This is a genomic window from Sphingomonas sp. Leaf20 (assembly GCF_001421535.1).
In the GTDB taxonomy this organism is placed as follows: Bacteria; Pseudomonadota; Alphaproteobacteria; order Sphingomonadales; family Sphingomonadaceae; genus Sphingomonas.
Genome location: NZ_LMKN01000011.1, coordinates 1 through 24,634 on the forward strand (window position 1 = coordinate 1; position 24,634 = coordinate 24,634).

At 63.2% G+C, this 24,634-nt stretch carries 25 protein-coding genes and 1 pseudogene; 10 read left to right on the top strand and 16 right to left on the bottom strand.

Features of this window, described 5'->3' with window-relative positions:
* From ASE72_RS20935 to ASE72_RS20385, 4 genes are all read right to left on the bottom strand, one after another.
* Positions 1-213: hypothetical protein (locus ASE72_RS20935; protein WP_056024899.1), on the bottom strand; the 213-nt coding region annotated here is incomplete at its 3' end.
* 170 nt (positions 214-383) lie between these two features.
* On the bottom strand, positions 384-1,211 hold the full coding sequence (locus ASE72_RS17825; protein ID WP_156350648.1) for a hypothetical protein: 828 nt from the start codon (positions 1,209-1,211) through the stop codon (positions 384-386).
* Positions 1,212-1,441: 230 nt separating this feature from the next.
* Positions 1,442-1,609, bottom strand: a complete 168-nt coding sequence (locus tag ASE72_RS20380; protein WP_156350650.1) for a hypothetical protein — start codon at positions 1,607-1,609, stop codon at positions 1,442-1,444.
* A gap of 138 nt (positions 1,610-1,747) precedes the next feature.
* Positions 1,748-1,939: a hypothetical protein gene (locus ASE72_RS20385; protein WP_156350651.1), complete on the bottom strand. Its 192-nt coding sequence runs from the start codon at positions 1,937-1,939 to the stop codon at positions 1,748-1,750.
* Positions 1,940-2,906: 967 nt separating this feature from the next.
* Between ASE72_RS20385 and ASE72_RS17835 the strand changes: the two genes are divergently transcribed.
* The gene (locus tag ASE72_RS17835; RefSeq protein WP_156350652.1) at positions 2,907-3,248 is read left to right on the top strand and encodes a hypothetical protein; all 342 of its coding nucleotides are present in this window, start codon (positions 2,907-2,909) and stop codon (positions 3,246-3,248) included.
* 948 nt (positions 3,249-4,196) lie between these two features.
* Here ASE72_RS17835 and ASE72_RS20390 read toward each other — a convergent pair.
* The 7 genes and pseudogenes from ASE72_RS20390 to ASE72_RS17865 all read right to left on the bottom strand — a co-directional run bounded on the left by ASE72_RS20390 (position 4,197) and on the right by ASE72_RS17865 (position 12,582).
* On the bottom strand, positions 4,197-4,346 hold the full coding sequence (locus tag ASE72_RS20390; RefSeq protein ID WP_156350653.1) for a hypothetical protein: 150 nt from the start codon (positions 4,344-4,346) through the stop codon (positions 4,197-4,199).
* 29 nt (positions 4,347-4,375) lie between these two features.
* A pseudogene (locus ASE72_RS17840) lies at positions 4,376-5,088 on the bottom strand (IS6 family transposase).
* Positions 5,089-5,203: 115 nt separating this feature from the next.
* Positions 5,204-6,613: an efflux transporter outer membrane subunit gene (locus tag ASE72_RS17845; RefSeq protein WP_056024910.1), complete on the bottom strand. Its 1,410-nt coding sequence runs from the start codon at positions 6,611-6,613 to the stop codon at positions 5,204-5,206.
* 10 nt (positions 6,614-6,623) lie between these two features.
* A complete protein-coding gene (locus tag ASE72_RS17850) occupies positions 6,624-9,806 on the bottom strand; it encodes an efflux RND transporter permease subunit (RefSeq protein WP_056024913.1) in 3,183 nt (1,060 codons plus the stop codon).
* Between the two features lie 136 nt (positions 9,807-9,942).
* On the bottom strand, positions 9,943-11,220 hold the full coding sequence (locus ASE72_RS17855) for an efflux RND transporter periplasmic adaptor subunit (protein ID WP_056024916.1): 1,278 nt from the start codon (positions 11,218-11,220) through the stop codon (positions 9,943-9,945).
* Entirely contained in the window at positions 11,217-11,615 is a 399-nt protein-coding gene (locus ASE72_RS17860) for a hypothetical protein (RefSeq protein ID WP_056024918.1), read from the bottom strand. Before ASE72_RS17860 ends, ASE72_RS17855 begins: the two co-directional genes overlap by 4 nt.
* Positions 11,616-11,967: 352 nt before the next feature.
* Positions 11,968-12,582: a TetR/AcrR family transcriptional regulator gene (locus ASE72_RS17865; protein ID WP_056024921.1), complete on the bottom strand. Its 615-nt coding sequence runs from the start codon at positions 12,580-12,582 to the stop codon at positions 11,968-11,970.
* A 48-nt stretch (positions 12,583-12,630) separates the two neighbouring features.
* Here ASE72_RS17865 and ASE72_RS17870 point away from each other — a divergent pair, with 48 nt between their 5' ends.
* Positions 12,631-12,963: a hypothetical protein gene (locus ASE72_RS17870; protein WP_156350654.1), complete on the top strand. Its 333-nt coding sequence runs from the start codon at positions 12,631-12,633 to the stop codon at positions 12,961-12,963.
* 723 nt (positions 12,964-13,686) lie between these two features.
* On the opposite strand, the gene ASE72_RS17875 is transcribed toward ASE72_RS17870, so the two are convergent.
* Together ASE72_RS17875 and ASE72_RS19845 are read right to left on the bottom strand one after the other, a co-directional pair.
* Complete coding sequence (locus ASE72_RS17875) at positions 13,687-14,409, bottom strand: hypothetical protein (RefSeq protein ID WP_056024927.1); 723 nt, start codon at positions 14,407-14,409, stop codon at positions 13,687-13,689.
* Between the two features lie 140 nt (positions 14,410-14,549).
* Positions 14,550-14,702 (bottom strand): Flp family type IVb pilin, encoded by a 153-nt coding sequence (locus tag ASE72_RS19845; protein WP_082446264.1) that lies wholly within the window; start codon positions 14,700-14,702, stop codon positions 14,550-14,552.
* 1,323 nt (positions 14,703-16,025) lie between these two features.
* On the opposite strand from ASE72_RS19845, the gene ASE72_RS20395 reads away from it, so the two are divergent.
* Complete coding sequence (locus ASE72_RS20395; protein WP_156350655.1) at positions 16,026-16,166, top strand: hypothetical protein; 141 nt, start codon at positions 16,026-16,028, stop codon at positions 16,164-16,166.
* 247 nt (positions 16,167-16,413) lie between these two features.
* Positions 16,414-16,590, top strand: coding sequence for a Flp family type IVb pilin (locus tag ASE72_RS19850; protein WP_082446265.1), 177 nt, complete (start codon positions 16,414-16,416; stop codon positions 16,588-16,590).
* 388 nt (positions 16,591-16,978) lie between these two features.
* On the opposite strand, the gene ASE72_RS17885 is transcribed toward ASE72_RS19850, so the two are convergent.
* Positions 16,979-17,836, bottom strand: a complete 858-nt coding sequence (locus ASE72_RS17885; protein WP_235532440.1) for an aromatic alcohol reductase — start codon at positions 17,834-17,836, stop codon at positions 16,979-16,981.
* Between the two features lie 68 nt (positions 17,837-17,904).
* On the opposite strand from ASE72_RS17885, the gene ASE72_RS17890 reads away from it, so the two are divergent.
* The gene (locus ASE72_RS17890) at positions 17,905-18,342 is read left to right on the top strand and encodes a winged helix-turn-helix transcriptional regulator (RefSeq protein WP_056024931.1); all 438 of its coding nucleotides are present in this window, start codon (positions 17,905-17,907) and stop codon (positions 18,340-18,342) included.
* A gap of 113 nt (positions 18,343-18,455) precedes the next feature.
* Here the strand turns inward: ASE72_RS17890 and ASE72_RS17895 are convergent, their stop codons facing one another.
* A complete protein-coding gene (locus ASE72_RS17895) occupies positions 18,456-19,553 on the bottom strand; it encodes a biotin carboxylase (RefSeq protein WP_056024934.1) in 1,098 nt (365 codons plus the stop codon).
* Between the two features lie 151 nt (positions 19,554-19,704).
* Positions 19,705-20,253, bottom strand: a complete 549-nt coding sequence (locus ASE72_RS17900; protein WP_056024937.1) for a TetR/AcrR family transcriptional regulator — start codon at positions 20,251-20,253, stop codon at positions 19,705-19,707.
* A 71-nt stretch (positions 20,254-20,324) separates the two neighbouring features.
* Between ASE72_RS17900 and ASE72_RS17905 the strand changes: the two genes are divergently transcribed.
* The 5 genes from ASE72_RS17905 (at position 20,325) to ASE72_RS17920 (ending at position 24,626) form a co-directional block, all read left to right on the top strand.
* On the top strand, positions 20,325-21,014 hold the full coding sequence (locus ASE72_RS17905) for a DUF1349 domain-containing protein (protein WP_056024940.1): 690 nt from the start codon (positions 20,325-20,327) through the stop codon (positions 21,012-21,014).
* Between the two features lie 5 nt (positions 21,015-21,019).
* A complete protein-coding gene (locus ASE72_RS17910; RefSeq protein ID WP_082446282.1) occupies positions 21,020-21,565 on the top strand; it encodes a sugar O-acetyltransferase in 546 nt (181 codons plus the stop codon).
* 347 nt (positions 21,566-21,912) lie between these two features.
* Positions 21,913-23,130, top strand: coding sequence for an MFS transporter (locus tag ASE72_RS17915; protein WP_056024943.1), 1,218 nt, complete (start codon positions 21,913-21,915; stop codon positions 23,128-23,130).
* The gene (locus ASE72_RS20720) at positions 23,127-23,639 is read left to right on the top strand and encodes an MFS transporter (protein WP_200916379.1); all 513 of its coding nucleotides are present in this window, start codon (positions 23,127-23,129) and stop codon (positions 23,637-23,639) included. Before ASE72_RS17915 ends, ASE72_RS20720 begins: the two co-directional genes overlap by 4 nt.
* 6 nt (positions 23,640-23,645) lie before the next feature.
* Complete coding sequence (locus ASE72_RS17920) at positions 23,646-24,626, top strand: MFS transporter (RefSeq protein ID WP_200916381.1); 981 nt, start codon at positions 23,646-23,648, stop codon at positions 24,624-24,626.
* Positions 24,627-24,634: the final 8 nt, after the last annotated feature.

Consider the following 24,634-nt stretch of genomic DNA (forward strand, 5'->3'; position numbering starts at 1 on the left):
CACCGACAACTTCGGGCTCGGCTGCATGCCAACCATGAGGAGGGCTTGCCTCGTTGCTTCCGCCACGGCGCTATCAATCGCCTGCTGCTTCGTAAATTCTTCCGGTGGATGGTCCGCCCACAGCTGGATGGCTGCCGCAAGGCTGTCGGCCGGCGGTGCTGGCACGGGTGGGGACGGCAAGGCCTGCAAAACAATGGCGAGTAGCTGGAGCATTTACCGATGTTGCCATACCTAAGCCGATGTCCGCAATTGAGCGTTAGCGGTCATTCGACGCGATTGGCTCCAGAACGTCCGGAATTATTGGAAGGCGGAGCGGCTGCTCTCTGGACGAAGGTGTCTTACTCTCTGCTTTGGGACGTTGCGTCATTGGCCCGAGCTGAATGCTAACTCGGCGTCGAAAGCGTGATGTCACTCCTCTTTACCTGCCAAACTCTCTTGTCAGGTGTGGCCACATACAACGGCATGCCAAGGCTGTATGAGGCGAACACATGAAGCTCGGTAGGAACAGGATCCAAAAGGTGATTGATCATGAAGCCGACCGGTGTCGCACCGGCTGGCAGCTTGGGCACCTTCATGTTCAAGCAGTTCACGCTGTAGGGCCGATAGCTGAGAACCTTGCCGTCTGATCCAACCACGACACGGTAGTTCCCACCCAGCGGGTATGTTCCGGCGTCCTGCTGGGCCGACAACAGGTAGACGGCAGTTGGGCCATCCTTACGCGAGGGCAGAACGATGGTGTTGAAAGGCCGTGAGTTACAGGGTCGATAAGATCGCTCTTGCGCTGTGACTGCGCCGATTTCCCGGGCTCGCGCCAATACAGTCTGTTCCCGCGTCAGAGCGATCGGTTGGGCAAGCACCTCGTTCCGGAACACTTTCCCCCCGCGCACGTCCGCGACGAAGAAGGCTTGCGCATCAGCAGCCCCACCACGGTAGTAGGTGACGCGGAGCAACTGCTCGCCAATCTGCTCGACGATATAGCCGCCAGCGCCTGCGAGCTTTTCCTTTGGAATCTTCGCTGTGAGCGCATCCGAGCTGAGCCAAGCGGCACGATCGTATTCGTAGAGTGTGCGCCCAAGGCTGGACGATTGTGCCCGCCGTTGCTCGATCTGTGCAGGTGTTGGTGCGGTACCTGGAGCGAGAGGAGCTGGAGGCGTGCCACCCGGTCCTTGTAAGCCAGCAATGAGAGTCCATCCAACGAGCGCCAGCAGCATCACGATCTCCTATCGAGCAAGGCTAGCCGAAGCGAAGCATCCTTCAAGCCATTCCGGCGCGCAATTTTGTCGGTAGGGCTTAGGCAATACCCGCGATTGGGCGACACCGGCATTTCCGGAAGTGTGTGGAAAGCGGACGGGGTATCTCTAGGGCGCCAAGGGGTACGCCGGATCCCGGGGAGGGCGGAATTTGATGGCGGTGGCGGAGGACATCCCCGCCGCTGCCCTGACTATTTAATGCTATGCCCTGGTTCACGACTGCGTTCCCCGAGCGCGGCGTAGATGGCTGCCTGATCCAGATGAGCTCGGCGCTTTTCTTTCGTATCCGCCCCTGCGGCAGCTTCCAGTTCATCCGACGCCAACTTCTCAAAATCTGGCTCGGGTTCGATGTATGCCATTCAGAAACCTCGCCGTTCAACCAAGCGCGGGCCGGTACGACAGCGAACACCATGCGCAAATACTCAAACTAATACGCTTTCAGGGATTGTCTCATATCGAGACAAACCAACGTGGTTCGTGCGGACAGTGGATGAGGTTCATTTGTTACCGTAGAGACGCGCCGTGATGAAAGCATTCTGCCAGATAGCTCGCAGAACCGGAGTCTGGCCCTCGTCATAAGGGCAGTGTTCCAGCCGCCCTTCTTTCTCCTTACCGGCTGCTAGCCCTTCGGTTTGGGCAGTAAGCGCCGTCGTCGTATCTGTCATGATGGCGGAAAAATACTCAATCAAGGGGAGCGGTCATCCCGTCTCTACAGCCGTCCTGTTAGATCCAACTTATTACCAATAACTAACTAAGCTATGACGTCGGTGGTTCAATCCTAAGGTATCTGCCACGGGAGGACGGGGTACGCTCGCGGTAAACGGCGCGAATGCTCGTGGCTGCTGCGGAGGACACCTCCGCCGCAATCGCGTGTCCGCTATTGGTGGGTTAGCGGACCGGCCGTTATTGGGTAGGCGGCCAGTGTTAGCAGACATAGCGTGGCGCAGCCGCTTTTCAGAAAGGGGCCGTTGATCGAGAACGAGCTTCTCGCGCTAGTATCTTGACGCAGGTAACGGCGCTATCATACCACTATTGACGGTCTTCACGGAATAATACTGAACCTCACGGTCCCCACGAGATTTAGTGGTTTCCTGTTCATTCAGCATAACCGCTATAACATAGCAGCTCGTTGAGCGGGGGGTTCCGGCAATGACGGCGGTTGTGCAACTTTCTTTTGTGACACCGATGCGCGAGAAACCTCGGTCGGCCGCCATTTTAGAAGCCTTGATTATGAGTTTATCGTATAAGGATAAATTATCATGTGGATCCGACATGATATACGTTCTGATCTGGTTATTTGATTGATAAGAACCGCCGACCTCGCCCCTCGATGGAAGGCCAAATCGTTTCGAGAGTAGGCCCGAAAACTGTGCGTTCGCACAGGTCGAGACGAATAAAGATATGACACAGAATCCTAGAACATCTATCCGCATCAGAAAGCCCTGAATTATAATTGATATTCTGTAATTAGACCCAATATATCTAGGATCTGTAAAAACTGGACGAAATTGCAGGATCGAACGGCCGCTTCCGGCGGCAGGGCCGGTCCGCTTGTATCTCCATGTTTGGGCATAAGCGGAATGGCCAGTTTGGAAACACGAGCGGTCGTTGACTAGTCCGCGGCGGACAACCATCCTGACGCCGATGGAGGGATGGTTGGAGCTTCGTCTTAAGCTTTTGGTCGTTCCCGTTCTCGTCGGGGGTGCAGTCTTTGCGGCGATTCTCCTGGCACTGCGGTGGCTGATCCCTGACGATCGAACCCATCTCAAGCGCAGAGTGGCCCTGTGCTGGCTTGTCGGCTTATCTACGGCGTTATGGATCGGGTTCGAGTTAGAAGACGCCAAGGCAGCCGCCATCCACAATCGCAACATCGGCATTCCTGTCGTATTCATCTGGGCATGGGTCACGATGGTGCTGCCCGCACCGTTCGTCGGGATGGCCATGCTGTCACTCGGCGGTGACTGGCTAGGTACGCTCGGCAATCACCGAGACGAGTGACCCGCCTAGGCGTTTTTGGACGTTTTCGGCGAGTTGTGGCAACGCTCAACCCGCCTCTGCGAATGAGACATCGCCTCGTACGGCGCGGTTTCACCTTACCTAAGGCTCGGCCGGAACATCTATTTCTGGTGGATTCCGGTCCGTCTGCTTTAGAGCGGAGAGATGCGAAATTGCCGTTGTGTCAGCCCAAACTATCGGGCGAAGGGCCTTCAAGATCGGGCCGGCGGATTGACTCCCCCCCAGACCTTTCCCAAACTTGCAGGATAGCAATCCATTCTGCAATCATCGGGTTTCCGGGGCAATTGAAGCCGTCATCTCGAAGATGTAATGGCGGATCATCGTGTGCTTCGCTAATGGTCTCACCAGTCTTGCTATCGAATGGATAGCCTAAGACGGGTTCCACAACGTTCTGTAGCAAGATGGCTTGTGTGCCGATGGCAACGGCGAATGCGCGACGGCACTGTTGGCAGCATACCCGCACCAACATATTTGTGCGGGCAAAGGTCGCTCTATCTGGAGCGTATTCACAGTACCGCGGGATACCGTTGAGCCACCAAGTCGGCGGCTCCGAGATACGATCCGTGATGTCCATGAGGGGGTAGTGCATCTCGATCCCTGCCTTCGAAGGTGAACCTATGGCAGGTTTCAGGTGAGGGATAGCCCTAGGGGAACGACTAGGTTTGGGCGGAATGTGCCCTGCCCTTACTTCCGGTCAGACCCACAAAGTGACATTCGAGCTCGTCTTCCGTCTTCCGAACTCCAGACGTTCATTCATAATCGATGCGGATGTTATGTCGCCGCCTTCCCAACCGACTTCACGATCGGCGCTCATGACAGCCTCGCCTGACGCCGGGACTAGACGCGCATCGCATCGACAAAGGCTTGGAACGCGACGGTTGGCTGACGCCGGCTTGGATAATAAAGGTGGTTTGCCGGCAGCGTGGGCGCTCAACCGGCAAGCACCTCAACGAGCGTGCCATTGACCAGTTGCCGCTCGGCGTGCGGTATCGGCAGACAGGCGATACCGAGCCCGGCAACCGCGGCGTCGCGCATCACGTCGACGGGGGCTGTCAGTCTAACGCGAACCGCTCTCCACATGATGGATCTCGGCCTTGGAATGTGGCGGCTTAACTCACGAGGATCTGCCACTCCGCCGACGCGGCGGAGCGTCGTTCCTTGTAAGTCTGGCGGTCGACGAGGTGGCGCTCGAGATTGAAGTGGTTGTGAACGCTGGCATGGACGGATGCGAGTTTCTGCAACGTCGTCATCCGCCTGAATCGGTGCATCGCTCGCTCCCGTCATTGGAACGAGAGGTGGCTGTTCTCAACACGATTATTGGGCCAACAGCCGACCTCCCGCTTTTCTTCGTTGCCCAGTTCACGCATCGCTGCGCGATAAGAGCGCAGCCCATCAGTGGTGACCCCTTCCGGCGAACCATGCCGTTTCAGCGCTTTCTTCGTGAAAGTGAGTGCTGCCGCCTTGTCCCTGGTCTTGGAAACGAAGCTGTCGAGGATCTCGCTTTCGTGATCTACAGCGCGCCACAGGTACACCATCTCACCATTAAGCTTCACGTACATCTCGTCCAGATGCCAGCGCCATTGTCGGAAACCCCGCATCGCACTCACCCGCTGGCGACGGATGTCGCTGGCGAACATCGGGCCGAACCTGTTCCAACACATGCGCACCGTTTCATGGCAGATGTCGATACCGCGACCGTACAGCAGGTCCTCGACGTTCCTCAGCGATAGCAGGAAGCGAATGTACATCATCACGACCAGCGGATCACTTCGGGCGACGAATTGAAACGTCGAAACGGACTCGGCGGTAGCGCGCCCCAGATTTGCGGCTCATCTAAGTATGGTATCAGCCGCCTACCCTGTTTGCCACGTTGCTTTGACAGAGCCACTTTAGCTGCTGCTGGGTTTCAAAAGTCGGTTAACGCGCTGCTCCGGTTGTTAGGCGGGCTTGGGTGCGGCCTGCCAGCCGCCCCCTAACGCCCGGAACAGGTCGACCTGTGCGCCCGCGATCCGCGCGTCGGCCGCGGCGAGCTCGGTATCGGTATCTGCCAGCGTCCGCTCGGCGTCGAGGACGTCGAGGAAGTCGATCTGGCCTTCCCGCTGGCGCGCGCGGGTGATGCGCGCGGCGGTGGCGGCGTTGTCATGCGCGGACTGTAACTGCGTGCGGCGATCGAGTTCGCGCGCATAGTTGGACAGCGCGGTCTCGGTTTCCTCGAGCGCGGTCAGCACGCTGCCGTCGAAACTGGCTAGCGCACCGCGCGTGTCGGCCTCGGCACCGGCGATGCGCGCGCGCGCCGCCGATTGATTGACCGACCAGTTGAGCAGCGGACCGAGCAACCAGCGGATCGGCCCGCCGGTGAAGACGTCGCCGACGCTGAGCGCGGTCGAACCGATCGAAGCGCCGAGCGCAATCTGCGGATAGAGCTGCGACGTCTGCACCCCGATCCGCGCGGTGGCGGCGGCGAGCCGGCGTTCGGCGGCGTGCACGTCCGGGCGACGCGCAAGCAGGCTCGCGCCGTCGCCGATCGGGATCGGTCGGTCGAGCCGCGGCGTCGTGACGCGCGCGCCGGCGCTGGCGGGCAGGTCCTGCGGGGTGCGGCCGGTGAGCGTGGCGAGGCGGAAGAGCGCAGCCTGACGCTCGGCTTCGATCTGCGGGATGTTCGCGGCGCGCTGATCGCGCAGCGCGGCGATCCGGACCTGGTCGAGACGGGCGGCGCGGCCTGCGTCGACCCGCTTGCCGGTCAGCGTGTTCGACTTGTCGAGCAGATCGACGATCCGCCGGGCGACCGCGAGGCGTTCTGCGGACGAGGCGGCATCGACATAGGCGCGCGTGGTGGCGGCGACGATCGAGACACGGACCGCGTCGGCATCGGCCTGCGCCGCGCCGACATCGCCGCGCGCGGCCTCAACGTTGCGGCGGACCCGGCCGGCGAGATCGACCTCGTAGCTGACGTCGAGGCCGACATCGTACGTGGCGCGCTCGCGGTCGAAGCCGGGCAGGTTCTGGAGTTGCGAGGTGCGGGAGTAATTGCCGCTGCCGCTTGCGTTCACTTGGGGCTCGCGGTCGGTCTTCGCGCCGCGCAGCGAGGCGCGGGCGCTGTCGAGGCGGGCGACGGCGACGCGCAGGTCAGTGTTCGCCGCGAGCGCGTCGGCGACGAGGCCGTCGAGGACCGGGTCGCGGTACATCCGCCACCAGTCGTTATCGGGCGCCGTCGCGACGGTGGCCGCGCTGGCGGTGACGAACGATGCCGTCGCCTTGGGCGGGGTGATCGGCGCGACATAGTCGGGGCCGGCGGCGCACGCGGCAAGCGTCAGCGCCGAGAGGCTCGCGAGAAGCAGGGACTTCATGAGGCTGGTCCTATTCGGCTGGCTGAAGGGTCGCGGCGGGGGCAGCGGCTGGCTTGCGGCGTTCGAACCGCATCGCCAGCGCCCGTGCGACGACATAGAAAGTGGGGGTGAAGAGCAGGCCGAAGCCGGTCACGCCGATCATCCCGAAAAACACCGCGGTGCCGAGCGCCTGGCGCAGTTCGGCGCCCGCCCCGTCGGCGATCACCAGCGGCACCGCGCCGAGGATGAACGCGAAGCTCGTCATCAGAATCGGCCGCAACCGGTCCTTCGCCGCGCGCACCGCCGCCTCGACCGGGGACAGGCCATCCTGTTCCTCGGCCTGCTTGGCGAACTCCACGACCAGGATTGCGTTCTTCGCGGCCAAGGCGATGAGCACGACCAGCCCGATCTGCGTCAGGACGTTGTTGTCCATGCCCCTCAGATTCACCCCGGTCATCGCCGCGAGCAGACACATCGGCACGATCAGGATGATCGCAAGCGGTAGCGTCAGGCTCTCATATTGCGCGGCGAGCACGAGGAAGACGAACAGCACGGCCATCCCGAAGACCAGCGCGGCGGTGCTGCCGGCCGCCTTTTGCTGGTAGGCGATGCCGGTCCAGTCATGCGCGTAGCCAGCGGGTAGCGACGCATCGGCGAGCTTTTCCATCGCCACCAGCGACTGGCCCGAGGAATAGCCCTTCGCGGTGTCGCCATCCACCTCGACCGCGGGGAAGAGGTTGTAGCGGACGACGCGGTACGGGCCGGTCTTGTCTTTGAAGGTCGAGACCGAACCGACCGGGACCATCTGGCCCGAGTTGGAGCGCGTCTTGAGGTTGGCGATGTCCGCGGTGGTGTTGCGGAACGGTGCGTCGGCCTGCGCGGTGACGCGGTAGGTACGCCCTAACAGGTTGAAGTCGTTGACGAACGCCGAGCCGAGATAGACCTGCAACGCCTCGAACACGCGCTCGGGGGGGACGCCGAGCAGATTGGCCTTGGCGCGGTCGACATCGGCGAAGATGCGCGGTGTGGCGGTGTCGAAGAAGGTGTAGACCTGCGCCAGGCCCTTGGTCTGGTTCGCCTTGCCGATCAGGTCGTAGCTCGTCTTGCCGAGCTCGCCATAGCCGTGGCCGCCCTGGTCCTGCACCATCAGGCGATAGCCGCCGGCCGAGCCGATCCCCTGGATCAGCGGCGGCGGGACGATCAGCAGCCGCGCTTCGGTGATGTCGCCGGTCGCCTTCTGCGATTCCGCCATGATGCTGGCGAGCGTGACGCCAAGCTTCTTGCGTTCCTCGAAGCTTTTCAGCGGGATGTACGCAGCGGCACTATTGGGGGCGAGCGTCTGCGACGGGCCGTCGAAGCCCGCGAGCATGACCGCGCCCTTGACGCCGGCGAGCGGCAGGATGCGCTTGGCGACCTTCTGCATCACCGCGTCGGTACGCTCGACCGACGAGCCCGGCGGGAGCTGGATGACGGTCAGGAAATAGCCCTGGTCCTGCGCAGGGACGAAGCCCGACGGGGTGACCATGAACACGCCGACCGTGACCGCGATCAGCGCGGCATAGGCGACCATCATCCGCTTCGGCGCGGCGACGAGGCGCGCAGTGAGGCGGGCATAGCTTTCGCTCATCCGCTCGAACCCGCGGTTGAACGCGTCGCCCGCGCGGCGCACCGTGCGGGTCAGGCGATTGCCCGAGTCTGCAGGGGCGTTGGGCTTGAGCAGCATCGCCGCGAGCGCCGGCGACAGCGTCAGCGAGATGAGCAGCGAGATGATCGTCGCGGTCGAGATCGTCACTGCGAACTGGCGGTAGAACGCGCCGGAAAGCCCGGTCAGGAACACCGTCGGGATGAACACCGCGCACAGCACGAGCACGATCGCGACGAGCGCACCCGACACCTCGTCCATCGACGTGCGCGCGGCCTCCAGTGGCGAGAGCCCGTGTTCGAGGTTGCGCTCGACATTCTCGACCACGACGATCGCGTCATCGACGACGATCCCGATCGCGAGGACGAGGCCGAACAGCGAGAGGTTGTTGAGGCTGTAGCCGAACGCGGCGAGCACCGCGAAGGTGCCGATCAGCGAGACCGGGATCGCCACGATCGGGATGATCGCCGCGCGCCATTTCTGCAGGAAGACGAGGATGACCAGAACGACGAGGATCATCGCCTCGAACAACGTATGCTTCACCGCGTCGATCGACTGCGCGATGAATTCGGTCGGGTTGTAGATGACCTTGTATGCGAGGCCCTTGGGAAAGCGCTTCGACATGCTTTCCATCTCGGCGGTGACGGCCTGCGCGGCGCCGAGCGCGTTCGAGCCGGGACGCTGGAAGACCGCGGCAATGACCGTGGGCTTGCCGCTGAGATAGGTGTTGGCGCCGTAATCCTGCGCGCCGAGTTCGACCCGCGCGACGTCCGAGACGCGGACCTGGCGGCCCTGCGCATCGGTACGGATGACGACGTCCGCGAACTGCTTGGGATCGGTCAGGCGCCCTTGCGTCTCGACGTTGAGCTGAAACGCGCTGTTGCCCTTGTCGTACGGCGGCTGGCCGAGCGTGCCGGCGGCGACCTGGACGTTCTGTGCGCGGAGCGCCGCGACGATCTCGCCCGCGGTGAGGTCGAGCGCGGCGGCGCGGCCGGGGTCGATCCACACGCGCATCGAATAATCGCGCGCGCCGAACAGCTGCACGTCGCCCACGCCGTCGATCCGGCTGAGGCGATCGCGGACCTGAGTCAGCGCGTAGTTGGAGATGTAGCCGCGATCGAGCGAGTTGTCGGGCGAGACGAGGTTCACGACCATCAGGAAGTCGGGCGACGTCTTCCGCGTGACGACGCCCAATCGCTGGACGTCCTCGGGCAGCCGCGGCACCGCGACCGCGACGCGGTTCTGGACGAGCACCTGTGCGGCATCGAGATCGGTGCCGATCTTGAAGGTGACGGTGATCGTCACCTTGCCGTCGCCGGTCGATTGCGACGACTGGTACAGCATGTTGTCGACGCCGTTGATCTCCTGCTCGATCGGCGCGGCGACGGTTTCGGCGACCGTCTCGGCCGAGGCGCCGGGATAGGTCGCGCTGACGGTGACGGTGGGGGGGACGATGTCGGGATATTGCGACACCGGCAACGTCATGTAGGCGATCGCGCCGACGATCGTGATGATTACCGCGATCACGCCCGCGAAGATCGGCCGGGTGATGAAGAAGCGCGAGAAGCGCATGGGAATTTCCTCGGTAGAGGGACGCGGGCACGCGCCAACACCACCCCGGCGAAGGCCGGGGCCCAATTGGGCGAACCGCAGTGATTAGGTCGAAACGCTATCCCATTTGGGCCCCGGCCTTTGCCGGGGTGGACGCCTATTTCGCGAGCGTGGCTTCACCCGAGATGGGCTGGACGGAGGCTGGCGCAGCGGCCCCCGTCGCGACCGCGATCCGTCCCGCCTTCGGCGCAACCGTGGCGCCCGGCATCGCCATCTGCGTGCCCTGGATGATGACCCGGTCGTTCGGCCCGATCCCCGAGCGGACGATGCGCAGGCCATCGACCACCGGCCCAAGCTCGACCGGCTTCTGGCTCACGACGTTCTTCGCATCGATCGTCAGCAGCACCTTCCGCGCCTGATCGGTCTGCACAGCATCGTCCGGCACCAGCAGCGCCTGTCGCGTCCCTGCACTGGCGAGCCGCATGTTGCCGAACATCCCCGGTGTCAGGAAATAGCCGGGGTTCGCGATCACCGCGCGGCCGCGGATCGTGCCGGAGCGCTGGTCGAGCCCGTTGTCGGTGAAGTCGAGCTTGCCCTTCCAGCGATGCTCGGTCTCGTCCTGCAGCTGGATCTCGACCGCGGCCGGGGCCGCGCCGGGATGCCGTGCGCGCTGCGTCTTGAGATACAGCGCCTCCGACCCGTCAAAATTGAAGTAGATCGGATCTAGGGCGTTGATCGTCGTCAGCACGGTGCCGCCGGTGCCTTCGCCGCCCGCGACCTGGTTGCCCGCATCGACGCGGCGATCGGAGATGCGCCCGCCGATGGGTGCACGAACCTGCGTGAATCCGACGTCGAGCGCGCGGGCGCGTTCGCGCGCCTGCGCGGCGGCGAGCGCGGCGGTGGCGGCTTCGAGCTTGCCACGCAGCGCGTCGACTTCACCCGCCGAGACGGCTTCGTCGGCAACCAGCCGCTGCGCGCGGCCGAGGTCTGTACGCGCGAGCGACAAGGCGCTTCTGGCGCTCGCGACGTTGGCGTGCGCTTCGGCAAGGGCTGCGGCGAACGGACGCGAGTCGATCGTGAAGAGCAGCTGGCCCTTGCGGACGATATCGCCGTCGTGGAAGTGGACGCCGGTGACTTCGCCCGCCACGCGCGGCCGGATCTCGACGCTGCGGCTCGGCGCGAACCGGCCGACATAATCGTCCCATTCGCTCACCTGTCGCACCAGCGGCGACGCCACCGTGACCGAGGCGGGCGGGGGTGCTGCCATCGCCGCGTCGGGATGATCGAACAGCTTCACGCCGACCGCGCCGAACAGCGCGACGGGCACCAGAACTATCGCGCCGCGCTGCCATGCGGGGCGTCGATGGCGACCGGCGGGCGGCGTCGCGGCGACATCGGCGTCGTGCGCGGCCGTAATCGTGGTCAGCTGGTTCACCCTGCGATGCTCCGCTTCTGCTGCGCGCCGACGCGCATGCCCGTCACGCTTTCGACCAAAGTCTCGATCTGCGCCTCGACGAAGCCGGCGGCGAGGAAGTTCTGGATCTCTGCCATCGGCAGCGCGAAGCCGCGGCGCCATGCGTATACGGCCATCCGCCGCAGCGCTTCGAGCCGGGGGTCGGCGAGCCGCAACGCGGTGCTGAGGCCGAACAGGCTGCCCATCGCCCGTGACATGCGGCTGGGGCCGGACAGGCTGCGCAACGTGTCGCGCTTGGCGAGCGCGATGACGCTCCATTCCAGCGGCGAGAAGCCGGTCGGCGCGCGCGCCGACACGGTCTGTGCGCGGCTGGTGACGGGCGAGGCGAACATGTTGTCGAGGTCGAGGTAAGCCATGGGATTGTCCCCCTTTTGATTTTTCGGGCAAGCACCGGCCTTCGTCGGTGGACGGCCCACCAACGTCAGCTGATCGCAAGGCACGCACGGTCGTTGCCGGCACATCACCATGCCGCGCTTGCCCGCTTGAAGTTTCGAGAGTCCAGACGACCGAAGCCATCTGTTCCGAGTTAGGTGGTGACCGTGGTCATGGGTTGTTGTCCCCGGTTGCCCCGTCCGCTCTAGGAAGGAGCTTCGATACCAGTCGGTATATAAACCGCACGTTCATCTAGTCAACAGACTTTTGTACCGTGCGGTATTTTTTATTGCGACCGTAACAAAGCATGAATTCCATGTCGGCGGACTGACCGGATTACTTGGTTGGCCACACCAACAGGCTGGTCTCGACGAGCTGGTTGAGCTCAGTGCAGGTCGCGCCCGAACCGCCTTGGATCGACAGACCCTGCATGATCGCGAACAGATACCGCATCAGCGCGTGCGACTCGAGACCGTTGGGGAATTCGCCGGCAGCCTTGGCCTCGTCGAACCGTTTCATCAAAGCGGCCTCCGACGACGCGCGACGCTTGGCGACCTCGGCCTTGATCGGCTCGGCCTCCGCACTGCACGCGACGCTGCTGATGACGCTAAGGCATCCCTTGGGATCGCAGGTGCTCATCTGCATCTGGAGTGCACCCCGGAGCAGTCTTTCCGCTACGGCGCGCGCGGTCGGCGCGTCGAGCGCGGACGTCATATAAGCAAGCTTTTCACGCTCGTAGAGGTCGAGCGCCTTATGGAAGAGCGCCTCCTTGTTGCCGAACGCGGCGTAGAGACTGGGCTTGGTGATTCCCATCTCAGCGGTCAGTTCCGCCATCGACGCGCCCTCGTAGCCGTTGCGCCAGAACACGCGCAACGCACCCGCTAACGCTTCGTCGAGATCAAACTCGCGGGGGCGGCCCTTGGGGGCGGTGAGCGTGCAAAGCCTATTCATACCGTTCGGTATATAGTGACAATGCGCCAAGGGTCCAGTGACTGGAACATGCTGGTGGAAGCGCTCACCGATCGTGCGCCGCTGATCGCCCGCCAGGTGCCCTTGAACCGAAGCCAGCTGGACACTGCGGTTGCGGCATGCGCGGTGGACGGGATAGCGCGACGGCTATCAACTTCTGAGATAGCGGAGGTTCGGCAATCTCTCTCGACCGCAACTGGGCAGAAATTCTGGGAGGCGGCAAGCATCACAGATCGGCCGCTGGAAGGCTGCTATCAAGCTGCCCTCAATCTCAAGCCGGTAGCTGCCGACTATCTTGCCGCCGGCTTGCGTCCGCCAACGCCGCCCAAGCCGCTGAAGCGGGACATGTCGATCGTCTACTGACAGATCGGGAACGGCCGCTTTCCACCATGTCGCGAAGGTCGCGATCGGCAAAGCAGACCCCAGAAGCGGACAGTCGGCAGTCGCTCACATGTCGCCACTCTTGTCGCGGAGCGCTCGCCCGATAGCTGTCGTTCGTTCAGCTTACTCGCTATGTGGTTTACGGATCTTGTGATGACCCCAAGCGAGTAGGGACACATGCAAAGTGGAGTTTGGGTCGTACTAATCTGGCTTGCGCCATGCTTGCCGGTAGCGTTATTCGGCTGGAGGCGAGCTAGCTTAAGGCGAACTCTTGCCGCAGAAGCGTGGACCGTCATTGCCTCGGCCATCACCCTAGTGCTTGTGGGCTTCAGCGCCTTGGGCGACTGTGCCGAAGACGTAATCGGTCCTGTGACGGGCAACCCGTGTCATGCGGCTAAAAGTCAGGCGACGCTGGTTAGCTTGGCGTTCGGATTTGCCATCTTGGTTGCTGGAAATTGGCTGATATTCCGTGGCTCCCGTAAGTAGGCGTCGGCTTTCTATCGTAAGCAGACCGTCCGCTTACCGGGCTTCACCGCTGAAAGCAGTCGGGCCGCTCACCTCCCTATCGCAACATTCGCGAGCGGATAGCCGGGCTTCAAAATAGGTCATCGCAACGATAAACCCGCGTTCGAAGTTGGGGAGCGAGGGAAGGGGCGTGAACGTCTGGTTGTGTGTCAGCCAAGACTTAGCTCAGGAAGGCTTAGCCTATCGCTCTGCGGTCTGCGCCGCGACATGGTGTGGATCGTCGCCAAGGACATTGTTACCCATGCCGCCGCCTCCAGCCCCGCCGCCGCCCATACCACCACCGCCGCCGCCGCTCCGGCCAGCATCGTCTTTGCGGCTACCACCTCTGCCGCCGCCGGACGACGCCGGACGCGCGGGTCCTTGCATAGCGATGGTTAGGTCGGCCGGGATCGGGTCGAGATCAAGCGCATCGCGCACGAACGCACGCAGCGACACAACCAACTCATGCGTGTGGACTGGGTGGCCCGCAACCAGCTCGCGAACCGCCCTGTCCGCGAGCCGGACATGCTCCTCCGTACCGAGCAAGATGATATCGGACAGCGCGGCCTCGACCGCGTCGCGGATCCGGCGCGTGCGGTCCGACCGTGCCGCGCCTTCCGCACTAAGGTCCAGCGCAGCCATCGGCTCCTCTGCGACGACGCCCTGCTCCCGCCGCCGCAAATCGCGCCGGTGGGCCGGATCGACGGTTAGGTCCCCCGTGAACGAGCCGCCAAGGACCTTGTAGGCAGCGATAAGCGTCTTCAGGCGCTCATTGATCTGCCGGTTCATCCGTTCACGCCGCTGCTGGAACGTCATTTGGGTGAGCAGACGGATGCCAACCCCCAAGAGCGTAACGAGCGTCAGTCCGAGGATGGTGGCGAGCAGGCTCTGCCAAGAAGTGAAATCCAGACCGCGCAAGTGCATCCCCCTAGCACCGCATTCTGGACCTTCGTCGTCTAGATGGAAAGCCCGTGGAACGTGCACCCGTTATATCTGGCGCACGTAACACAGGGCGAGGCGGGTGCCCGTGACCCGGTAGATAATTTCACGAATGACAGGAAGTATTACGTCAGATGAGAGGCTATATTATTGAACGTCGCTGACAGGCTTGTGCCAACCTGTTGCATTGCGGCAATTGCCGATACTGCGATGAGAGCGGCAATAAGGCCGTATTCAATGGCTGTAGCGCCACGGCGATCTCTGAGAAACCTTAGCATATTTCCGCCCCTTTTGTTCTAATGTCCCGCACAGCCTAATAATATGATTGGCAATAAAAGTTATTAATCGGTGCGGTGTTTTATGTACAAGGGGCGAGCGCATCGTGTATTAAATGTATAATTATAATATTCTGAAATATTCCAGCTTCCACAAAGCCGATACACTTTCAGCGCCCGGGAAGCATCTGACATTACTGGAAAGTCATCGTGTCGCGGTCCTGGTGATCTGACGTTTGAGCACCGTGGTTTCAGCTGAATTTGGCCTTGCCTCCTCACGAGAAAGCCGCGTCGTTTGCCAATATCGTCCTGCCGTGGATCAATGGTTGGAACGATCCGCAGCCCCTGTCCGCTAGCTACCCACGGGAGAATGGGCATGCTGACAACGTTGCGTCCTGAAGTTCTGAGGGTTTCCGCGAGCGACGGGAACGTCCTCGTCGGTGCCCCGGGTCTCGCCGTCACGCTTGATATCGAAGCGGCGTCATTTCTTTCAGACGAACTACTCGCGGGGTGTACCGCTGCTCGCCGCCAACAGCGTGCGTCGATCGCCCAGGGATCCTTTTTGGACGAGTCCTCACCAAGGTGAGCGACATGGCGATGATGTACCGGCGCCGCGGTGGTTCCCCCCGCGCGCGAGTGCCTGGGCTACCCGTCGGGCAACTGACCAATAGGCAGGTTTGGCTTACCGCTAGCACGATCCTCGCGGTGCATAGTTCGTTGACCGGGGAATATCTCTGCGACGATCTGGGAGAGGCGATTGGACCCGAAATAGGGTTCGAGAATCTACGTCGGATTGCCTCCGCCATCGACACGATCATGATGGTCGAACCGCTTATGCCTCGGTGTTAAACAACAAACTTGCCGGATCGTGTCGTTCATTAACGCTTCAAAGCTAGGCCAGGCTCGGGAAGGGAAGCCGTGGGGTGATCGATTATCAAAGCTATCTGATCGATCTTGCCTTGACGGTTCTCCGGGAAGTGGCCGAGGCGCCGGCAGCGGACCAAAACCTTCAAGCGGAACGAGGCTGGCCCTTCGGGTTCTTCGTCCCCATTGCCCTGACCAGTGGCCGCTTACGCAATTCTGGAGCGGCATAAACGCAACGGACGACATGGTCCGCCCGCGGATCGTCACAGCCTCGTTGAACGGCATAATCCATCAGCTCGCGGCATCAGGGGCTTGGCCGATGAATCGGCAGGCGTAGGCGCCATTGCCGTTGCCCAGATCCACGTTAAGTCAGTTGATGCCGACAATGAAGGTCATCGAACTCGTCCGCCGAGATAGCTTGCCCGATCGGGTCGCCCACGCATAGACCTGAGGATGATGACGATGTTCCTGCGTCTCGATCTGATCAGGTTTTTGAACGATCGCAGTTTGCTGGAGGCGTGTCGTCAGGCTGACGGCGAGGCGGGGAGTTTCGTCAGGGAAGCGCTGGCCGCTGAAATCAAACGGCGGAACCTCGACACATGATGACTGACCGGGACGTCTGGCTGAAGGCAATGGCGGTCGTCCAGGCGCATGGCACGATGGAGGGAGCGCCCGTCATGGACACTCTGGTCCACGTGTTGGGAGATGATCCCCACCGGGATGACTGAGCGCGGGTCGCCGCAGCAGTCGATGTCATCAACTAGAGCCAGCCTTAGTGAGATAACGCGCCAGCCGTGGCAAACGTATCGTTAATGGTTCGGAATTAGGCGAGGCCCCGAAAGGAGCCACCATGGTTCAGTTGCTTAACTCGCTCCGAAGGAATGTCCGCGGCGCGACCGCCATCGAGTACGGTCTGATCGCAGCCCTCATCGCCGTTGCTGCGATTGCTGCGATGCAGGGTCTGGGCGGAAGTTTGAATAAGACGTTCAATAACGTATCGAGCAAGATGAGTAGCCGAGTGGGCTGAACGCCAGCCAGCGCGTCCGTTAGCGCAGCCATCCTTGGCGATAAACGACGCTGGGTAGTTCCGCCCAAACCGCGGCGTTCAGGCTGGCGATCCAGGCTCCCGGTAACGGCCATTCGCCAAGCGCGAGCTGTCCCGTTTCTGCGTCTCCAACAGGCCATTTTGGGAAAGGCCAATTCGGGGCAGATTTCGGGCGGGAGGTTGACCCGCATGGCGGTCTGCGTGATCCCAGGGGTGACTGTCCCACTCTGGGTACGTCTTTGGGAAGGCCTCTGCAGTCACCCCGCCCACATCACGTGTCTGGTTGCGCCCCTCGCAGATCGGCATCGATCAGGGCCGCGACGTCGGTGACCGGAAGGCCCTGCCGATCGTTGAACGTGCCTGCCTTCGGCTAGGACACACCGCGACCGATGGCGAAGGCGGCGCGGTACTTGCGCATCATGTTTTTCGGATCGTTCGCCAGTTCTTCCATCAGGAAAGGCACGGTCCAAACCGACCGCTTGAAGGCCCGGCCCAGTTCCGCCTCCAATTTGTCCGCGACCTCGCCATATGTGACGGTGTCACCGGCCAGGAAGACGATCTCGTTGCGGATCGTCGGCTCGAAGAACACGATCTCGGCAGTCAGCAAACCGATGTCATCCGGCGTCGTCAGCGTCACAGCGGTATCGAGACTGCCGAGCGCGTGAACTTCGCTCTTCTCCAGATCGACGACACCAAAGTCCGGCTCGAATAGGTAGCTCATGAACATGCCCGTGGAGATGATGACCCACTCGGTCTTGTCCTGCGAGCGCAGCAACTCGCGCACGTCGAGCTGCGCATCGAAGATGTCCTGCGGCCCGCCGCGACCGATCGCCTCGAAGTCGACGCCGAACTGCCACGGGAAATAGCGCGGGATACCGGATTGTAGCGCCGCCTTGGCGAGCTTCATCGGCGTGTTGATCCCGGCTGCGTAGCCTGCACAGCCGATCACGGTATCGTAATCCGAGAAGAGCGATGCCAGCTCATCGATCGTGTCGTTCACCAGGTCGCCGAGCACGATCTCGATCCCCGCCTCGCGGATCTCGGCGATGTCACGCTGCTTGGAGGGATCGCCCGACTCGACGGCACCTTCGCGGAGAAGGACGCTGATCGTGGCACAGTCGATGCCCTTGGCGCGACGCGCCAGATTGCGGAGCACGGGCATGCCAAGCTCGCCGGCACCCAGGACGAGGATATTGCGTGATTTCACGTTGGAGACTGCATCGTTCATCGGCTAACTCGTTTCGCCTTGGATGCCGGTGATCTGGCAAGCCAGGGGCAAGCGTGAAAGATGGGCACATGCGTGATACTGCCGTTCAATCGCTAAGCGAGGAGGACATCCTCCGATATTCGCAAACGGTTTGCGACGGCCTGCGGGACGATGACGACGGGGTTCGCCGTGAGGTGTTGGCCCATGCCGGCAACCGCTGGTCGCTTGGTGTCATCCATACGCTCGGCGTGTACGGCCAGCTTCGCCATGCGGAAATCGGCCGACGGATGCACGGTATCACGCAGCGGATGCTGACGCGCACGCTGCGCCATCTGGAGCGCGATGGATTGGTGGTGCGTCACGACTTCGAAGAGGTCGTTCCCCATGTAGAATATGCTCTGTCCAAAACCGGACTGAAGCTACTGGTGATGATGGTTCCGCTTTGGACGTGGATCGTCGAGAACGTCGACGGCTTTCGCACATCACGGGAGATGTTTGATCGGGAACATGCGGGAGAAGAGCGCTGAAGGCGAGATCGGCATAGAGGCTCAGCGTTCCGGAAATACCATCGTGTTCGGAAAATGCGGCGTCCCGCTATGTCTGCGATCGAAATAAACCTCATTCTAGATGACGTTCTTAGCTACGCTCCCTTCAGCGGCTCGCGCCTCCATTTGGCAGCAAGCATCGCCTGCAACAGATCGACGTAGCTCCAACCCTTGGCGCGGGCAGCGATCGCCGAGAGGCAATCCTGATCTTCGCGCCCCGGGCGGCCCGGCCCCGTCATGTTGGGCTTCATGTTGAGGTCGAACAATTTGAACAGACCATCACGATCGGCCCGGCAATCGATCCGGATCGCGGTGCGCGCGTCGACCAGCGCGGCTGCCGAGACGCAGCTGTCGATCATTGCCATGATGGCTGGTTCGAGCAGCCGCTCGGAAGCGATTGCGACGCTGTTGGCGGTCACCGGAACGTCGCCGTTATACGGTGCTACTCCGGCGCGCTGATCGAAGCGGTAGACGGGTGGCAACGCCCAGTGCGTCGGTGCACGCGAACCGTCCGGGCGCGGGGACGCGGGCGGCATGAGGGTGACCGTCATCTCGTCACCGCCGAGAAACTCCTCCACCATCAGCACGTCGCCGAAGGTGGCTGCCTTGATCAACGCAGTCGCGGCATCGCGCAGAGCGCCGAGGCTCTCCACCAGGGTCACACCCTGACTGCCACGTCCGCGCACCGGTTTGACGATCATCGGAAAGGACATGCCGCGAGACGCGCACGCGTGCTCGACATCGGCCAGTGCACAGACGTTCTCCTTCGCGGTGCAGGAAAGCAGAAACGATTGCGCTACCGGCAGGCCAGCGTCGGTCAGAAGATGGTTGGTCTCGAACTTGTCGTCGAACGCCTGCATCGCCGAGGGAAGCTGCCCGACAATGTCGAAGTCGACCATTGCCGTCTCGAGCGGATGTCCTTCGAACAGGACCGTGTTCGCCCACAGGACCGATGCGCCGGCTGCGCCTGCGCTACGGATACCCTCGGCCGTGTCCGGGAAGACCCAGTCGAGTGCCCTGGCAGGGTCTGGCGAGGAGGTGGGCGTGACCACATTCACCCCAGCCGTTCGCAAGGCAAAAGCAATGTCTGCGCCGCCATCTGAATATCCGCCCGGTTTTGCGTCCTTTCGCAGTCCGTCGATCAACGGTGGTGGAAGCGCTTGGTAGAGAAGGGCAACCGGCGCTGTCTTCATGAATCATCTCCTGCGCGCCGCGCCTTAGCTCGAAGCGGCGCGCGCATGAAAGGGGCATCGATTGCGGTCATGCGGCGGTGGCCCCATACGCATGGGCCTGATCCTGACGGTGGCGGCATTTGCGCTGGAGCAGCCTGATGGATCGGACCGGCTAACACGCGGCAATCCGCTCGACGATGGTCTTGATCGCATCGCGGTCGAGGGGCGCGCGATCGATCGAATTGTGAATGCCGATACCCTCGATCAGCGCGTCGAGCGCGCGCGCGGTGAGCGGGTCGAAGAAGCGCCCCAGGGACTCTCTGCTGCTGTCCATCCAGCGCTGCATGACCGCGCCGACCGGCGGGTGCCGGGCCGCGAAGGCGTAGAGTTCGTAGCTCAACAACAGGGTGCGGGGTTCCGCCCAGACCTGGTTCGCGATGATGTCGACGACCGCCGAACACGCCGCTGCCCTGTCGGTCGCAGCGTCCAGACGGGCGCGGAAGGCCGCGGAGGATTCGGCGGCGAGTTGCAGGAAGGCTGCCGTCAGCAAGTCCTCCAGCGTCGCGAAATAATAGGTGACCGAACCGAGCGGCACGTGCGCCTCCTCGGCGATGCGGCGATGAGTCGTCGCCGCGGTTCCGTGATCGGCAATGACCGCCAGTGTCGCATCGATGATGCGTTGCCGCCGTGCCGGATCGTTGCGCCGGGTCTGTTGGGTCATCGCCTCTTTACCTCAATCCCGGCATGTGTACATATGTACACAACATCGAGGGTAATTGGAAGGCAGCGGCTATGACAGAGGATCGGGTGAACCGGCGGGCGGTGATCGGTGGTGCCGCAGCGCTTGCGATCGCGGGAAATGCCGGCGTCGCGACCGCGCAGGGCCCGGCTATCTCGGCGCTTGGGCGCCGTGACGGTCGCTGGCTGAATGCGCCGAAGGCCTGGAAGACCGCCCCCGGCGGAGACCTGACGCTCGTCACCGACAAGGGCAGCGATTTCTGGCGCGAGACGCATTACGGCTTCACCCGGGACAGCGGTCATTTCCTCGGCTTCGCCGCGCCTGCCGCGTTCACCGCCCAATTGCGCATTCGCGGCCAGTATCAGAAACTCTACGATCAGGCCGGCATCATGGTGCGGGTCGACGAACGGCACTGGGTCAAGGCGGGGATCGAATTGTCCGACGGGCGCGCGATGCTGAGCAGCGTGCTGACCGACGGAAAGTCCGACTGGGCAACCGGCCCCTACGAGCATGACGCGCAGGATTTCTGGATGCGCGCGACGGTCGCCAAGGGCGTCCTGCGGTTGCAGGTGTCAGCGGACGGCAAGACGTGGCCCCTGGTCAGGCTGGCACCCTTTCCGATCGCCCCCGCCTATCAGGTTGGACCGATGGCCTGCACGCCCGAGCGGGCCGGACTGGACGTGCATTTCTCCGACCTGACCATCACAGCCCCGTTCGGCAAGGATCTCCACGACCTGAGTTGATCGCGATGACGCAGAAGGAGCGGATGCTGGCGGGCCAGCTCTACGTCGCCGACGATCCGGAACTCGTCGCGGATGCGGCGCGCGCCGCTGGGTGGCTCGACCGCTATAATCGCGCATCGACAGCTACCGTGGCTGAGCGTCATGCGCTGCTGGTGGAAGGGCTTGGCCACGCGGGGCGCGGTGCGACGATCCGAGCGCCGTTTCACTGTGACTATGGCTATAACATTCATCTGGGCGAAGGCGTGTTTCTCAATTTCGGCTGCACGGTGCTAGACGTAGTGCCGGTGCGGATCGGTGCGGGCACGCAGATCGGTCCGGGCGTGCAGATTCTCACCGCCGATCATCCGCGCGACCCGGCTCAGCGTGGCCAAATGCTCGAGTTCGGGCGGTCGGTCACCATCGGTCGAAACGTCTGGATAGGCGGTGGTGCGCTGATCCTGCCCGGCATCACGATCGGTGACGATGCGATCGTCGGCGCAGGCAGTGTCGTGACGCGCGATGTTCCCGATGGCGCGACCGTGGCGGGCAATCCCGCTCGCCTGCTGGGATAACGGCAAATTGCTCACACACGGCGGGCTTCGCCCCGAAATGAATGCATGTCCGAAGTTCGGAACGTCAAAAGCGCCCGCGAACGTCCGCAACCGGGTCTGAGAAAGAAGCACCTCAATCAACACTTTTTGAAGCGCGCCGAACCAGCAGCTGTGGCGCGTGACCCCGTCGTGCCGGATCCAGCGCACGCATGCTGATATGCTGATTGTCGAACACCGTTACCGCAGGTCGGCGGTCGCGTGTCGCGGGTGCCGAGCAGGGCCGCCAAATGCCTTGCCCCATAAGGAAAAGGAAGGGCAGCCAAACGCCGGTTCGCGCGTTGCTGCACCGCACAATCCGGACTGATCTTATGCCTATCCCCCCGCCTGACCGGACTGCCTCGGTCGGACTGATCCATTTCGCGCTGGCGCTCGGTGGCTTTGCGATCGGTGTGACCGAGTTCGCGACCATGAGCCTGTTGCCGTACATGTCCCGCGGGTTGGGCATCGACGAGCCGACCGCCGGCAACGTCATCAGTGTCTATGCGCTCGGCGTCGTGGTCGGCGCGCCGCTGCTGACCGTGTTCGGCGCGCGCCTCAGCCGCCGCACGCTGCTGATCGTGCTGATGTCGCTCTTTGCCGTCGCCAACGGCCTGAGCGCGCTGGCGCCGTCCTATCATGCGATGCTCGTCTTCCGCTTTCTCAGCGGACTGCCGCACGGTGCCTATTTCGGGATCGCGTCGCTGGTCGCCGCGTCGCTCGTCCCCCCGGAGCAACGCACGCAAGCCGTGGGGCGCGTAATGCTCGGGTTGACGACCGCCACCATCATCGGCGTACCCTTCGCCAATTGGCTCGGCCAGGTGGCGGGCTGGCGCTGGGGCTTCAGCGTCGTGACCGTGTGCGCGCTCGCGACCGTTATGCTCGTGCTGGCGATCGTCCCGCGAGACCGGCCCGACGCGGACGCCAGTCCCTTGCGCGAACTGGGCGCGTTGCGCCGTCCGCAGGTGTGGCTGACGCTCGGCATCGGCGCGATCGGCTTTGGCGGATTGTTCGCGGTCTACACCTATCTCGCGTCCACGCTGGTCGAAGTGACGGGCGTGCGATCGACGGTGGTGCCGCTGGTGCTCGCGGTGTTCGGGATCGGCATGACCGCGGGCAATCTGATCGTCCCGCGCTTCGCCGACCGCGCGCTGATGCCGACGGCGGGCGCGTTGCTGCTGTGGAGCGCCGCGTCGCTCGCGGTCTATACCGTGGCGGCGCACCAATTGTGGTCGATCGTGCTCGCGGTGTTCGCGATCGGGCTCGGCGGTTCGCTCGGCACCGTGTTGCAGACCCGGCTGATGGACGTGGCGGAGGACGCGCAGGGCCTGGCGGCGGCGCTCAATCATTCGGCGTTCAACACCGCCAATGCGCTTGGCCCCTGGCTTGCCGGAATGGTGGTGGCGGCCGGCTATGGCTGGACCGCGACCGGATGGGTGGGCTGCGCGCTGGCGCTGGGCGGTCTTGCCGTCTGGGCGATCGCCTTGCTCTGGACGATCGCGGAACGCCGCCAGCGACCGGTAAGCGGATCGAGCGAGGCGGTGGCATGACCGAGGGTCTCGCGCCCCCTGCGGTGCGCCGCGGCTACGTCCTTGCGGCCGTGATGGCGGCGTCGTTCATGATCGCGATCGAGGCGACGATCGTGTCCACCGCGATGCCGCAAATCGCCGGACAGCTCGGTGACCTGCAATATTACGCGTGGGTGTTCTCCTCCTTCCTGCTCGCGCAGACGGCGACGACGGTGGTGTTCGGCAAACTCGCCGACCTCTATGGCCGGCGATCGGTGCTGCTGGTCGGCATCGGCATCTTCCTGCTCGGCTCGGTGCTGTGCGGCTTCGCCTGGTCGATGCCGTCTCTGATTGTGTTTCGTCTCGTCCAGGGGCTCGGTGCAGGCGCGATCCAGCCGGTGTCGATCACGGTCATCGGCGACCTCTACGCGACGCACGAGCGCGGCAAGGTTCAGGGCTGGCTAGCGAGCGTGTGGGGCGTCTCGTCGGTGATTGGGCCGCTGGGGGGCGGGCTCATCATCCAGCATCTCAGCTGGGCGTGGATTTTCTAGATCAATGTGCCGATCGGGCTGGCTGCGGCGGCCGGTTTCTACCTGTTCCTGCGCGAAACCGTGGCGACGCACGAGCGCAGCGTCGACGCCGTCGGCGCGGGCTTGTTCACAGTCGCGATCGCGGCGCTGATGGTGGCGCTCACCGAAGCCGGGCCGGATGGCGGCGGCATCGCCGCAATCGCTGCGCTGATCTGCATCGCCGCCGCAGCGCTGTTCGTGGTGCAGGAGCGGCGCGCGCGTGATCCGATGATCGCGTTTGCGCTCTGGGCACGCCGCACGATCGCCGCGACCAACGCGGTGACTTTGTTCAGCGGCATGGCGGTCATCGGGCTCACGACCTTCCTGCCGATGTACGTCCAGGCGGTAATGGGGCGTTCGCCGCTCGAGGCGGGGTTCATGCTCACTGCCATGGTGCTTGGCTGGCCGATCGCGGCGACGCTCGGCGCGCGCAATTTCGGGCGTTTTGGCCTGCGACCGATCCTGATCCTCGGCGCAGCCTTGCTGCCGGTGGGCGCGATACCGTTTGTGCTGCTGTCTCCGCTGAGCTCGCCGCTCGTGGCGGGGTTCGGGTCCTTGGTGATGGGGTTCGGGATGGGGTTCCTAAGCACGGCCGCGATCGTGCTGATCCAGGGCAGCGTCGGCTGGGCAGAGCGTGGGGCCGCGACGGCCTCCAATCTGTTTGCCCGCAATTTGGGCAGCACACTCGGGGCGGCGGTGCTCGGCACCGTGCTCAACGCCAGCCTCGCCCGCGGACACGCCGGTTCGCTGCAACAGGTCCAGCACCTGCTCGCGGGGAAGGGGGCGGCGGCAGGCGCACTAGCAAGCCGGGCAGGGCTGGCGCACGGTCTGCACCTGACGTTCTGGGGCGTCCTGCTGATCGCCGGCGTGACACTGACGCTCTCGGTGTTCGTCCCGCAGGCACCGCAGGAGCATGGTGCGTCAACCTGGACCGATGTCCGATCGTGGGTCGCAGAAGGCGCGGCGTGACCGTCTGC